Below are 14,069 nucleotides of genomic sequence, written 5' to 3' on the forward strand. Positions count from 1 at the left end.
TACCATTCCGAGACTTTTTTTAACTAGGAGACTCTACAGGATAAAGTTTTGCAGTTCGATAATTCTCTCGATACGTCAGAAACAGAAACCCGATAACCCCCATTGCCAGGGTAACAGGAATAACGCCTACTCCATAAACAAAAGCATTTGCTTCACGAATACCGCCATTTGCATTGATTACAAAACCAATCACTGAATGAAAGGCATAGCCAAAAATCATGATGATCATATTGGCAATCGCCGTAGTCAAACCTGCAAGGTGCTCTGGCACAAAAGTTGAAACTTTATAAATCGCCAAGATTTGATAAGCGCAGCACATTCCAACCAATATAAAGGATATCGTAATACTGGATACCGTTAACATCCCAGCAATAAGTAAGGTAAAGACCACGAACATGGTTATTCCTGCGGCAATAATCGTTCCCAGGTAATACCCTGTTTTTTCCGCGATTAAACTTAAAATCGGCGAGCCAAAACACATTCCTATGAAAATCATTGAAGGCAAATAATTTGCTGTCGATGTATTCAAACCGTAGACCTGTTTTAAAAAGCCCGATCCCCATACATCAGAAAAACCTTCAAGTGGACCTAGCATCAATCCTGCAAACAAACACAGCAAAATTACTTTTTTGTTGGTAAACACCGTTTTAATATTTGTAAGGGCTGAGGCCTGATAAGTAGGCTTCTCGTCAGGTACAATAAAATAAGTGATGCAGGCAAGAATGAGTCCAACAGCAATAAATACTTCGACTACCATTTTATAACCCACTGCATGGCACATATAACTAACAGGACCACCACCATAAACAGCCCCTATCAGCCCTATCATCACAGAAAAACTGAGCATTCTAGAAAAATGCTGCTCTTTGAACGTCATTCGTATTATTTTAAATGTTCCCAAAATTGCAGCTGAAGAGCCAATACCAATGAGCGCTCTTCCTACAAGAGGATATGCCCAATGGTCTGCAAAAATAAGGGGTAACAATCCGACAACTGGAAGCAAAATGCATAAAGTCATCACTTTTCTTGGACCATAACGATCCAGCATAATCCCGATTGGCAAATGCATTAAGGAATAACCAAGATAATAAACACCAGAAAACTGCCCAAATACTGTGGCATCAATGTGAAATTGCGATGTAATATCATCCATCATGATATTGGGCATTACTCTTAGAACATATTGGTACGCATAAAATATGGATGCAACAATCCAAACAAACCAGGCAACAATTCGTGATGTAGACATAAAAATCCTCGAAAAAACAAGCAGCCAATTGATGCACAATGACTATAACCTGCGCATCAATATATTCTAATTCATTTCTTTTGAAATTTTATTGCAAATATAGGCGTTTAATGACTAAATTTGAATTTTAATTTCATCATATTATGATTTATTAGAATAAAATGCTAAAATAAAAAATATTTATGTAATTTTTAAAAAGTTATGGACCGTACAGATAAAAAAATTCTTGAAATCCTGCAAGCCAATTGCCAAATTAACAACCAAGAACTCGCTGACATGGTGGCTTTATCTCCTTCCCCTTGTCTTCGCCGAGTTAAGTTGTTAGAAGATCAGGGTTACATCAAAAAAAAGGTTGCCCTTCTTGAACCTGAAAAAATCGGTTTAAAATTATCCGTGATTGTTTTGGTTGGATTAAACAGTCATCAGCCTTCCGTGATGAGTCAGTTTGAAGAAGCGGTGCGTTTTCTTCCTGAAATAGTTCAGTGTTATTTAATCACCGGCCAATCTGCAGATTACGTATTGAAAGTGATTGTACCTGATCTCAATGCCTATCAATCTTTTTTATTAGATAAACTAACACGTATCAATGGGGTAACCAGCGTACAATCCAGTTTTATATTGAGAACAATTTGCGAGACAACGACGCTGCCATTAGATCATCTCGATTAGTGATACTTCCGGTGTATTTAATGAAACGAATAACTTTTCCTGGCTACATCCAGGATTGTCCTCTCTTAAAGCACCTCTTTTTCTATTCTCTCCATAATCACCTCAAATTAAAATTTCTGGAATTTGCTTTCTTCATATACCCAAGGTATACAATTTAAGGTAATACTTAAAGTGCCTCATTGAATAATATCGATAAATTGCGGAGCGCAGATGCTTTGGCTGAACCGCATATATGTCATTGAATAAAAGGGAAATAATAGATGACAAAAACAGTTGACTTTTTACTTATTGGCGCAGGACTTTCCTGCGCATTTAGTGCTGACACTTTGAGAAAAGAAGGTGCTAATGGCAAAATCACCATTCTATCGGAAGAAAGTTTTCTCCCCTACCTCCGTCCTCAACTCGCTAGAGGATTTTTGATTGGAGCACGAGAAAAAGAACAGCTGGTTTTATTCGATGAAGACTATTATAAAAAAAATGATATTGAGGTTCTACTCAATACCAAAGCACTATCTGTTGATACAGAAAAAAAGAGAGTCAAAACCGATCATGCTGGAAACCTATACTTTAACCAATTGCTTATTGCCACAGGTTGCAGCCCCAGAAGGTTTTATCTACCAGGAAGTCAATTAGATAAGATCTACTACCTTAAAACAATTCTCGACGCCCAACCAATCATTCATGAAATAAAAAATGCAAAAAAAGTAGTCATTTTGGGAGGAAGCTATATTAGCGTTGAGATCGCTTCTTTATTGGTGAAAAAAAAGATAAAGGTCACAATTGTTACCGAAGAATTTCATTTATTCAATGTCAGTTCTTCTGCTGAGGTTGCTGCTTTTATAACTCAAAATGGCGTTGAAGTACTCCTCAATGAAACAGTAAAAAAATTTAACGGTAAAAATCAGGTTCACTCAGTCGAGACCAGCACAGGAAAAATTTTATCATGTGACTTTGTACTCATTAGCGATAAATATTTTCCGGATACTGATTTTCTCCAAGGCAGTGGCATTGAAGTCAATGACGGCATCATTGTAGATCAATACCTACAAACGAATAAAAAAGATATCTACGCCTCGGGTGATGTTGCTAATTTCTTTGATCCCGTATTTAGAAGATGTCATCGAAATGGAGGAGTGGATAATGCGATTAAACAAGGAAAAATTGCCGCTTATAACATGATGGGAATGAGAAAAAGCTACCACAGTGCATCCTATTTCAATCTCCATGCCTTTGATACATATATTGTCATTATTGGTGATACAACGGATGCTACAGAGCAAATTATCAGAGGATCGATTAAGGAAAAAAATTGCTCAATATTGTATTTAAAAGATGGATTGTTGCAAGGTGCCTTTTTTTCTGGGCGCCCTATAGAAGAAATTAAAGCTGCAGAATCACTCATTATCAATCGAGTCAATATAAAGACCCATAAAAAAAAGCTTTTTGATATAAACTTCCCCCTGGAGAAAATTGCACTCCAAACAATTCTTACCCTACAGGGAGGCGGTGCTTTAGGGGCTTTTGAATGTGGCGTGGTCAAGGCGATGGAAGAGCATGGAGTTTATCCAGATATTGTTTCCGGAATTTCTATAGGTGCATTTAACTCCGCAATTATTGCTGGAAATCCAAAACATGCTACTGAGGCTTTAGAAAGTTTTTGGAATGATCTTGCTTTAGATACATTGCAGGTTTCCGATGAACAAACTCGGCGTATTCTCTCTTCTTGGCAGGCTATGATTTGGGGCTCCCCCAACTTCTTTCATCCCAAATGGACAATGCCAATATTTAGTGCAGCTCAATCTCCAATACACTGGACAAGTTTTTACGATACTTTTTACGTTAAGGATCTTTTACGCAAATACATTAATTGTGATACGTTAAAGGACAGCCCCATTCGTCTGCTTGTCATGGCAGTTAATGTTGAAACATCTGAATTTGAAACGTTTGATAGTTATACTGATAACATCACTCTAGACCATATTCTTGCCAGTGGCAGTTTGCCTCCAGGCTTTCCATGGACAACCATTCATGATAAACATTACTGGGATGGGGGAATCATAAGCAATACCCCAATTGATTCAACACTTGATGTCTGCGGCCAATCAAACAAAAAAATTTATACCGTTGAGCTCTATTCAAGGCATCGAGCTCTTCCTAAAAATATGATTGAGGTTCTCTCAAGAAAAGATGAGATCTTATACTCAGAAAAGATAAGAAAAGACATACGAACTACAGATCTCATCAACAACTATAAAAAGCTAATTGAACAAATTTTGCGTTTATGTGAACCTAAAGTGGCTGAAGAAATCAGACAATTCCCTGCTTACATTCAAGCAATGGGTGATGCGGGCATCCAATCCATCACGCGAATTATCCGCGAAGTAGGAAAAAATGAACCCTATTCATGGGACTCTGATTTTTCAAGAGAGACTATAGAGCAGCATAAGAAAAATGGTTATAAAACGGCGAAGAAAATCCTGGAAAAAGAAGCATTGAAAAAGAAATCGGTCAAATAAATCAGATTGACCCTAATGGGACTAAGTGAAGGAAAAATAACTCCTCGCTACATCCCCAGGCTTGTCCGCGAGAGGTGGAAATGGACTAAATTGAGTCAAAAATTCATTACATAATGCCATACAGATATGGTGTAACCTACAATTTGACTAAAATTCATGTTATATCAGTTGTATTGTTTCTCAGTAAGCATTATTGAAAATAAGGTACGTCATTCTCTACGAAGGCGGGAATTACTTGGATGCAGTTTGGCAATTAGCGTATCATTCCAAACTATTTTTTTAACAAAGCTTTCTCAGTATGAAAAGGACCATCATGCTCTGGGCACTGATTTCTCTATTTTTCTTCTGGTTAGTTTTTCGAGAGCTCACGGGTAATTTACCCATATCCAAAGGATATCTTATCACCGTTCTGAGCTTGGCTTTGTTATTTGCATGGCCTCCATATCATCACTGGCACTTTGAACGTTTTTTAACAGCTATAGCTGGCCAACTTGCTGAGAATCACCCGGCAAAAGTACATTGCAATACTTTATTTGACACACTGTTTGATGAAGAACCCAGAGTTTATGGTCATGCTGATCCTAAAACTGGATATATTGTCATCCAATATCCGAGATGCTCTCTATTAATGGATTATCTTAAGCATCCTGAACTTGCAAACATGCAAGAATTGATTAGTTTGGATATCCTGACCCATGAAAGCATGCATGCACGGGGTGAATACAATGAAGCGAAAACTGAATGTGAGGCAGTACAAAGAAACTATCGCACAGCAAAACTGCTTGGGGTTCCAGACAATATTGCGAAACAAAATGCTCTTGACTACTACAATGGCTTTTACATGAAGCGTCACGATGGTTATTTCTCAAAAGAATGTGCTCCAGGTAAAACCCTGGATGAACATTTAAATGATTCAACGTGGGATGAATAATTAGGTCTGCTTATGGCGAACGAAGATAACCTTCAGCAAGTAAACGGGGCAAAATCTGTTGCCCCAAAATTGACGCAAATTGATATCCGCTAGTCTTAAAATGAGCATCTAACCATACAAAATGATCAATCTCACTGCCAGCAACTGGAACGCTTTCAATACGCACAAAATAGGTGCGCATCACCAATAATGCATCTTCATATATAGCCTTTGCTTGGAACTCATCATAAGGAATAACGGATAGGACACCGACATTCAATTCTTCAAATAATTCCCTTCTTAATGCGTCTTCATCCGTTTCTCCACATTCAATCTTACCTCCAGGGACAATATACTCATTGGGTGGTTTCCCACGTTTATGTACTGCCAATACTCGATGCTGTGCATCAAAAATTAATGCACCTGCTTTAAAAATAGTTTTCACCAATTGATTCATTTTCCAATACCTTATCTGTTAAGTCAGTTAATTGGTTTAAAATGGCTATAGATGGATTACTAATACTCTTGGAAGTAGTAAAAACTGTATTACATTGTTCGCATCGGTGTTGCTGATGAGGAACTACCGCCAGAACTTCTGTATCAAAATGAGCATGATAGCAACTAGGACAGCTAAGGCTAGTTAAATAGAGTTTGAGTTGAGGAATTGCTTTTTGAATTTGCAATACACGTACCATTTCAATATCCAGAAGAATTCCATTGACCCAAACTTCGCTATACGTGTTATCGATGACGCGCTTTTTTTCACTATTGTACGCATGTACATGAATTGCACTTTCTTCCAAACGTTGTGCCGTCCAAATGATTGAAGGATTTGAACCCCAAATCTGAAATCCACCTGGATATCGTGTGCTATCTAAAGATATTTTACGTTCCGGCATTATCGAGGGTCGCTTTACTAATTTATCATCAAGTATCTCTTTGAATCGAATCACCGGGTTTGCAACACAACGCTTGTTGGTTAAGGTTAAACCGCCACAAAAGGTACAATAATGTTCAAAAGAAGGGAGAACCGAGGCCAAGTCCTTATCAAGTAGTTCTGCGCCACAATGACTGCAATTCAAGCTTACGATATCAAAATCAAAAATTGAGCTCATGGTGTAACTTAGAGCACACTCTTCAGTAAGTGTCATCTTTTTTTCTTGCCAGATTAGCTCAACTTCCGGGAACGATTGGTCTATTATTTTTTTGCGCGAATGAGCCATTCTTGCATGAATATGAACACCGCGATCAAATTTATTATCGTGGCTATCAAACACTGCAGGTAAAGCACCCCATGCAGCTACTCCCCCAGGAAAATCATCCAGATTGATTGAAATGGATTCACGTTTCAACATTGGAATGTCATTGAGCATAGAGATACCTTAAAAATAATTAAAGTATCCCTCGCCCTACAAGTTGAATAAGACATTACAAATCGGGAGGGACTCGAGAATAGATGTAATCATCAACTTGCGTGGATGCAAATGAATATAGAGAAAACTTTTTTGGATGTCAATGTAAAGGTTGACTAAAGCGAATCATTTCAAGGAATATAAGAATATCTAAATGCTATAAATATTTAAATTACAATGATAAAAATACTCCTATACCACACGATGATTGGTTCATGTTAAAAAAAATAACTCTTTTGATATTATTGTTAATGGGATTGTTAAGCTGCACTAAACGGGTTGAACAGCCAATCTTCTCACCACCTGATCAATTTCCTTCCAGTACTAAGAATTATAAGCCGGTAAATGATTTACCCTATGTTGCCTGGTGGCAGCAGTTTCACGATGACGAGTTAAATCAATTGATTGAGACTGGCTTGAGGAACAATATGGACATTCATATTGCTCTAGGAAACTTACAACAAGCACAAGGTGAATTACAGCAAGTTAAGCTGAGTTGGATACCTCTAGTACAAATATTTGCTGGTTATTCGACAAACCCCGCACTTGGGGCGCCTGGGGCATTTTTTGGGGTATGGCCCTATTATTTTTTAAATATTATGAAGCTTTATACGCAACAAAAACAAGTGACGTACAATGTTCAATATCGTCTCGCTGCAATTGAAGCAACACGTCTGACATTAATCGCTCAAATAGCATCCGCCTATTTCACATTAATCGCTCAATTAGAACAATTGAGATTATTACAACAATTAGATGATGACTTAAAATCACTCGTTAAATTGAGCGAAGGAGAAATTAAGATTGGATTGGAAAATGAAATCACTCTGAGCCAATTGCAAACCGATGAACAACTTGTTGCCGCTCAGATTAAACCTGTTTTGCATAATATCGTATTCAGTGAAAATGCACTTCGATATTTGATTAATGCAAATCCGGGGAAAGTTAAAACGAAGCATAACTTCTCAAAAATTGATTTTTCTCGCTTTAAACCTGGCAGCTTACCTGCTACGGTATTAAATAATCGTCCTGATTTGAAAATGGCTCAATATGCATTAAAAGCTTCTCATGAAGGAGTTAAAGTGGCTTACAGCGATTTTTTCCCTGGATTGCAACTCGATGACTTTCTTGGTGACGTACATCAACCCGATGGTCATTTTGCTCAGGCATCTGATGCCTACGTTAATTGGACTATTCCACCAAGTTCTCTTGGTAAAATTGCAGCAAGCAAAGGAGCTTATAATGCTCGAGTTTCCGAATTTAATAAAACAGTGAAACGAATTTTAAGAGAAGTTGATAGCGATTATTCTGCCAATAGACGCATGAATGAAAAATTTGTGGCTTATTTGCGCGCTGAAAAAAATTATCGCCATAAATATAAATTGCAACAAGGCCTGCTCAATACAGGGCTTCTTTCTTACAAAGAATTATTACAAAGCAAAATCTATTTAGATAACTTGGCACTCTCAACAAATCAAGCTAAATTGGAACTTGCTATGTCATTGGTTATTTTGTATCAAGACTTGGCTGGAGGATATGCTCACAGTAAATAGTTATTGGGAATAGTCGAAGCTTCACTGCAGTTTTGGGGCTCGCATCTCGAGAGGCACGAGGGATCTTCATGGTGTAGTACCGTGTTACGATGGGAGATCACTTGTGCCACTCGGGATGACGGATGTTTCGCTGTGCTGTATCCCGGGCTACATACTCATTTTAAGGCTAACCGTATATTTTATGATAAAATTTACTCGAACTCGTATACACATTAAGCAAGGTTTTGCTCGATTAAAACGCTGGCTCACTATAGCCAATGTCATCATTTTTATTGGCTTTTTAACGACAATTATCTATCTTTTTTCTTTTTTATTTCCTTTTACCGATAATGCATTTGTCGTCAATAATGTGCGTCCTGTCGCAGCCCTTGCTAATGGTTATATTACAAATCTTTATATAAACAATGGTGATTTTGTCAAAAAAGGCCAAAAACTCTTCACTGTTTTTCAAAAACCCTATATCTATGCCCTAGAGCAACTCAGCGCAGACTTAGCAGGCGCAGAAGCAAGACTTGCTGCTTTAAAAGCAACCTATGAACGCCATCTCAAGCTCAGTCAAAATGAGCAAAGGAATTACATTAAACTCAAATTGGATGACCAAAAATTTCATAAAGGTTATTTATTAAAATCGGTCTCGCTTATTACCTTACAAAATTCGCAGCAAGAAACAAAAGCAGCTAAAGACAGATGGGATGCGGCTTTAAAACAACTAGAAGTTGATCAGCATCAGATAAGAGCCCAAGAAAATGAAATTAAATCCCTGCATGCCCGTTTAAAAAATGCCAAGGTCAACTTGGAACAAACAGATGTATATGCGCAAAGTAATGGCATTATTCAAAATTTGTTTTTTAGTGTCGGAACACCGGTAAATATGAACCAACCACTTTTTTCTTTAGTTGATACGGATAATATTTACATTCAAGCAAACTTTAACGAAACCGATTTAGGTCAGGTGCGTAAAGGTTCCAAAGTATTGGTATTTCCTAGAATGTATTTGGGAAGAAAAATGTTTCATGGTGTCATTGATTCCGATTATTGGTCGGCCAATAGGCAGTTGGTGGATAACCGCACTCAGTTACAAAATGTCATCAATGAAAATCAATGGATCTTATTACCACAAAGACTGCCGGTAATTATCCGAATCACTGATCCCGATCCCGATTACCCACTACGTCTTGGAACAAGTGCTTATGTCTATATCAAAGTTTGAGCAATGGCTTGATAAGGTTGATCCATATGCCTTACAAAGAATCACTCTTTATAAGTCTCTTGTGGTTGCGACAGTACAAGTATATGTTTATTGGTTATTTCAACCCGTCAGTTTTCTGGCTTTTTTTTCACCTTTTCTTTTGTTATCCCTCTATGAAGCGCCAGTGCTTCCGACCTTTAAAGAAAAGGAATGGTTACTGATTTTCATCGGAATTGCAGTGATCCTCATTAGCGTGTCTTTTTATCTTGTTTACCCATTCCGTGGCGTCTTTTTCTTTTTTTCAATATTTGTCTTCGCAGTAACCTATTTTTGCGTATTAAAATATTTCTATGCGTTAAAAAGTTTATCCATGCTGCTTATCGCTACTGGAGCCGTTGTTCTAAGCACTGAACCACCTGCCAATCTTGAAGTGGCGTATGGTTTTATTTCATCCACTGCGTTATCAATAACCACGACCTTAATTTGTTTGAGATTTTTTCCCAATATGTATTTGATCATATGGAATAAGGCGCTGCAAAAATTCATTTTATACCTCGAAGAGGATATTGATTCGGCCCTCAATCAAGATCGTAAGAGCCCTATAGGAGAAGAGATTCAACATTTGGGAATGGTTCGAAATTATCGGCGGCTGCTTCCCAAGAAGTACGTCATGCAAACTTATCGGGTTTCAGTATATATCCGAAATATTCAACATGCCTTGGACAATTTATATTATGAGACCAAAAATGAATTATTTTGGCATGGCGTCAAAAATAATCTCTCTCGCCTCAGACATAATATGAAAACGTATACTCCATGCGGTACACCGACCCTATATGTAGCGCCTAAAACCCAATTGCAGTTTTATATTACCCGCTGTCTGCAACTGGCCTTTCTCCGTTGGAATAGATTATGCTCACTGCGGAAAAACTAAAAAAGAAGCTTGATTACGCGCGGTTTACTCAATTGGCAATTATGTTTATGGTTGCCATGTGGGTTTATTTATTTACGACTATTCCTCACAAGTGGTGGGTTTTGCTGACCTTAATTATGGTCAGTGCGGGAATTGAACCCGGGTTAATTATTAGAAGAGCAATCCATCGTGTTGGGGGTACTTTTGCCGCATTGTTAGTTTTAATTCCCTTGATTTATCTCATGCAGGTAAATTACCGATTAATCCCCATTGTATTTATTGTCGCAATCATTGGATTAGCTGTCACGGCATTAAATACAAGACGGTACGATATCAGTGTTTTTTTCATTACTCTTGTCGTTTTTTTGCTTTTAGCACAAACAACGGACGCAAATTCCCCCGAGGGGCCATTTGAAATGGTACTGAATCGAGGGATATGTACTTTGATTGGCGTCTTTATTGTTTTGGTTGGCGATTATTTTTTATTTCAAGCCTATCGTTATTCACAAAAACTTTATTTATTTCACCAAATGATGGTATACAATTTTTTTAACGATACCATGCAGCAAATCGTCAAATGCCGATCTAAAAAAATTAATACCTTTATTTTTGTTGAACAATTGCGTGGCCAAGTCATTAAACATTGTGCGCCTATCACAATTAGTTCTGAAAACTTGAAACTTGAAGTAAAAATCAGCGCCGAAACCAAAAAAAGGGTCGACATTTTTCAAGAAACAATTTGGGATCTACGAAGGCTTATCTTTGCGTTATGCGTTTCAGAGTTTGTTTTACATTCCTCGACAACAACTGAGAAATATTTACAACAGTTTAAGATATTAATGAAGAAAGCAAAGGACAATTTTATATATACTGAAGATATTTTAGGATAGATTCTCCAGAAACATAAAATGTCACAGTCCTACGCCCCAGGATGACGGGGTTCGTGACACGTCATCCCGAACTTAGTGAGGGATCTCTAACCCGTGGCTCGTCATTACTCAAGATGAGGGAGTTGGGTAGTATCTACATTCTGTTAGTCAGTTGAGATCTATATTCACTCGGCTCTGCGGTAACCTGATTTAAAATTACTGCTCTTTTTTCGGTAATAACTCGATTCAAAATTCTTAATTCAGAAATTGCATCCGTTTTCTTTTGCTCCAAGCCAGTCACCAGCTGATTCAAATGATCAATTTTTTCAGATGTATTTGAAATTTCGGTGTCTAAATGCAACTTTTGATAATCATACTGCTCCATAGGTGAAGCACCTGCCGCTTGTCTTCCAAGAAAACGATTAGTCCTGCTGTAATCGGCAAGTACGCTATTTAATTGCGCGCGATATGCTGCTTCTAAGGTTTCTACTGTGCCATAATTATTTTGATGCACTTGTTTTCTGTTCTTAAGCCCATCCAGACGTTCTTGCGCATTTGCTAAGTCTTTATTGCAGCGATCGATTCGCTCTTCCAACTGCTCAAAATGAGGTCCGTATGAGTGGTTAATATCGAGTAATTGCTCCAAGGTCAGTTGTCTAAAATATTGTCGCAGTTCAAAAGCAGTTTTATTTGGAAATTTTGACATGGTTTACTCCATAAGGTGCAAAAAATCAAATAATATCCTTTTGTTATCCAAATAAAAAGTTCTTTTACCATTTTGGTTATTTATAAGTCTTTTCTTGATCGGAAATTATGAAAACCTGGAGTAAGTAAGGTGTTTTACAAAAAAAGGTTATTTTATTGTCTCTCGCCTAGAGTATTAGAATTATCACCATGAAGCGTGTGAATTAGATTTATTTTAATGAGCTCAGCCAAGGTCTTAGCCTTCATTTTCCGCATTACATTGGCACGATGAACTTCTACAGTGGATATGGATATATCAAGCTCATGAGCAATTTGCTTATTTAATTTTCCATCAATCACAAAATCCATCACTTGCCGCTCACGTTTGGTTAATCGTTGAAGACGTTCAAAAAAATCAGATTGAGATTGGAGGCGATAATTATACGTTTTTTTAAGCAATTTTTGCGTCACTTCAAGTAAATGCTGATGATTCACTGGTTTAAGAATAAAATCGGATGCTCCGGCTTTCATTGCACGAACAACCATTGGAATGTCACCATAACCCGTGATCATAATGACTAAAAGTTGAGTTTTTGATACATTGAGATGTTGCTCTAGTAACTCTAAGCCACTTATGACTGGCATACGCACATCAATAATCAAGCACCCTCTTTGCTTCAGATCATAATTTTCAAGAAACTCCTTCGCATTACTATAGGTGTATACGGGGATATTTACTGATTCAAATAACCAACGAAGGGCTTGGCAAAGCTCAGGATCATCATCTACGATAAAAACTGCACCATCGGTGAAATCCATCTCTATTTCCTTAGTGAATGAGTACTAAGTTGAATGCAAGTAATTCATACAACAGGATATTGCCATTCCCAAACAGAATCCAATTACAATGGATTCGTTGTCTTGATAAATCCGGTTCCTTCATCACAAAATTCACTCTTATTATAATTTTAGCAGTTTTTTTTATCTATTGTGACGCACTGAGGTTATTGCGTTTATTAGGGTTTACCTCAGCTGTGTAAACCCCATGAGTCATATTACGATAACGTTTTGAATAATAACAAAACAATTTAATTGAGCAAATAGAAAAAAACATCCATTTTTTTAGCAGGAGATTTATTTATGGAAAAAAAAGTAGCCGTTGTTACCGGTGGCACTGGAGGGATAGGCACTGCAATCTGCAGACGCCTTTCTGAGAATTATAAGGTCGTTGCCTGTTACTTTAAGAATGGCAAACCTGATGAAGTATTACAATGGCAAACCCTACAAAAAAAAGCAGGTTATAATGTTGAAATTCTCTTTGCAAATCTAGTCAATTTTTCTGATTGTGAAGCCATTACAAATTCAATTATAGAACGCTTTGGTCGTATTGATATTTTAGTAAATAACGCCGGATCTACCTGCGATGTCAGTCTAAAAAACATGGAACCACATCATTGGCAACAAGTTATTGATGCCAATTTAACCAGCACATTCAATATCACCCGTAATGTACTTCCTTTCATGATTGAAAAAAAATTCGGCCGTATCGTGAGTATTTCATCCGTTAATGGCCGAAAAGGACAATTGGGGCAATGCAATTATGCTGCTACAAAATCCGCTTTATTTGGATTCACCAAGAGTTTAGCCCTGGAAGTTGCAAATAAGGGGATCACCGTGAATACTATTTCTCCCGGTTATATTGAAACATCAATGCTGGCCACTATGAAAAAAGAAGTCATTAGCAAGATTACCAAGAGCATTCCTGTAGGACGCCTTGGAAAACCTGAAGAAATTGCCAACGCCGTATCTTTTTTAGTAAGGGAGGATGCAGGATTTATCACAGGTTCTAACCTGGATATCAATGGGGGCCAATATATGTAGCGCGGGGCATATTCGTCTATTCTTCCAACTACGGTTCCTAAAAATTCGCTCTAGTGTTTGGGTGCTTCTAAACTCATTAAGAAACATTTTATTTTTTACACTCGATTTGCTCCCTATCCCTGGACATAGCCAAGCTAAAATAGTGCCTTTTTCATTCTTTCTGTAATAAGATGAAAATAATAAAGCATTTTTTATTCAACGATAACTTTAGTATGAAATAAATA

Annotated in this window: 13 protein-coding genes; 8 read left to right on the plus strand and 5 right to left on the minus strand. The window is 37.5% G+C overall.

All coding sequences use genetic code 11. The features are described 5' to 3' along the window. Positions 1-19 precede the first annotated feature (19 nt). Positions 20-1,249, minus strand: coding sequence for an MFS transporter (locus EL022_RS13955; protein ID WP_028379992.1), 1,230 nt, complete (start codon positions 1,247-1,249; stop codon positions 20-22). A gap of 201 nt (positions 1,250-1,450) precedes the next feature. Here EL022_RS13955 and EL022_RS13960 point away from each other — a divergent pair, with 201 nt between their 5' ends. The 3 genes from EL022_RS13960 to EL022_RS13970 all read left to right on the plus strand — a co-directional run bounded on the left by EL022_RS13960 (position 1,451) and on the right by EL022_RS13970 (position 5,365). Beyond that, positions 1,451-1,918: an Lrp/AsnC family transcriptional regulator gene (locus EL022_RS13960; RefSeq protein ID WP_028379991.1), complete on the plus strand. Its 468-nt coding sequence runs from the start codon at positions 1,451-1,453 to the stop codon at positions 1,916-1,918. Positions 1,919-2,178: 260 nt separating this feature from the next. Then, positions 2,179-4,434 (plus strand): FAD-dependent oxidoreductase, encoded by a 2,256-nt coding sequence (locus tag EL022_RS13965; protein WP_051544395.1) that lies wholly within the window; start codon positions 2,179-2,181, stop codon positions 4,432-4,434. Between the two features lie 313 nt (positions 4,435-4,747). Further along, the gene (locus EL022_RS13970; protein ID WP_028379990.1) at positions 4,748-5,365 is read left to right on the plus strand and encodes a hypothetical protein; all 618 of its coding nucleotides are present in this window, start codon (positions 4,748-4,750) and stop codon (positions 5,363-5,365) included. Between the two features lie 10 nt (positions 5,366-5,375). Here the strand turns inward: EL022_RS13970 and EL022_RS13975 are convergent, their stop codons facing one another. Together EL022_RS13975 and EL022_RS13980 are read right to left on the minus strand one after the other, a co-directional pair. Further along, complete coding sequence (locus EL022_RS13975; RefSeq protein WP_051544394.1) at positions 5,376-5,801, minus strand: NUDIX hydrolase; 426 nt, start codon at positions 5,799-5,801, stop codon at positions 5,376-5,378. Continuing rightward, positions 5,773-6,699, minus strand: a complete 927-nt coding sequence (locus EL022_RS13980) for a hypothetical protein (RefSeq protein ID WP_126325229.1) — start codon at positions 6,697-6,699, stop codon at positions 5,773-5,775. Before EL022_RS13980 ends, EL022_RS13975 begins: the two co-directional genes overlap by 29 nt. A gap of 272 nt (positions 6,700-6,971) precedes the next feature. Between EL022_RS13980 and EL022_RS13985 the strand changes: the two genes are divergently transcribed. The 4 genes from EL022_RS13985 (at position 6,972) to EL022_RS14000 (ending at position 11,301) form a co-directional block, all read left to right on the plus strand. Continuing rightward, positions 6,972-8,309, plus strand: a complete 1,338-nt coding sequence (locus tag EL022_RS13985; RefSeq protein ID WP_028379989.1) for a TolC family protein — start codon at positions 6,972-6,974, stop codon at positions 8,307-8,309. A gap of 181 nt (positions 8,310-8,490) precedes the next feature. Further along, positions 8,491-9,519 (plus strand): HlyD family secretion protein, encoded by a 1,029-nt coding sequence (locus EL022_RS13990; protein ID WP_028379988.1) that lies wholly within the window; start codon positions 8,491-8,493, stop codon positions 9,517-9,519. Next, complete coding sequence (locus EL022_RS13995; RefSeq protein WP_028379987.1) at positions 9,500-10,432, plus strand: hypothetical protein; 933 nt, start codon at positions 9,500-9,502, stop codon at positions 10,430-10,432. The genes EL022_RS13990 and EL022_RS13995 overlap by 20 nt, the downstream gene beginning before the upstream one ends. Then, positions 10,411-11,301, plus strand: coding sequence for an FUSC family protein (locus tag EL022_RS14000; RefSeq protein ID WP_028379986.1), 891 nt, complete (start codon positions 10,411-10,413; stop codon positions 11,299-11,301). The genes EL022_RS13995 and EL022_RS14000 overlap by 22 nt, the downstream gene beginning before the upstream one ends. Before the next feature lie 133 nt (positions 11,302-11,434). Here the strand turns inward: EL022_RS14000 and EL022_RS14005 are convergent, their stop codons facing one another. Both EL022_RS14005 and EL022_RS14010 read right to left on the minus strand, forming a co-directional pair. Then, on the minus strand, positions 11,435-11,986 hold the full coding sequence (locus EL022_RS14005) for a hypothetical protein (RefSeq protein ID WP_051544392.1): 552 nt from the start codon (positions 11,984-11,986) through the stop codon (positions 11,435-11,437). A 152-nt stretch (positions 11,987-12,138) separates the two neighbouring features. Next, positions 12,139-12,783: a response regulator transcription factor gene (locus EL022_RS14010; protein WP_028379985.1), complete on the minus strand. Its 645-nt coding sequence runs from the start codon at positions 12,781-12,783 to the stop codon at positions 12,139-12,141. Positions 12,784-13,104: 321 nt separating this feature from the next. Between EL022_RS14010 and phbB the strand changes: the two genes are divergently transcribed. Beyond that, entirely contained in the window at positions 13,105-13,845 is a 741-nt protein-coding gene (gene phbB / locus EL022_RS14015; RefSeq protein WP_028379984.1) for an acetoacetyl-CoA reductase, read from the plus strand. Positions 13,846-14,069: the final 224 nt, after the last annotated feature.

The sequence above is a fragment of the Legionella cherrii genome (assembly GCF_900635815.1).
Lineage (GTDB): Bacteria > Pseudomonadota > Gammaproteobacteria > Legionellales > Legionellaceae > Legionella > Legionella cherrii.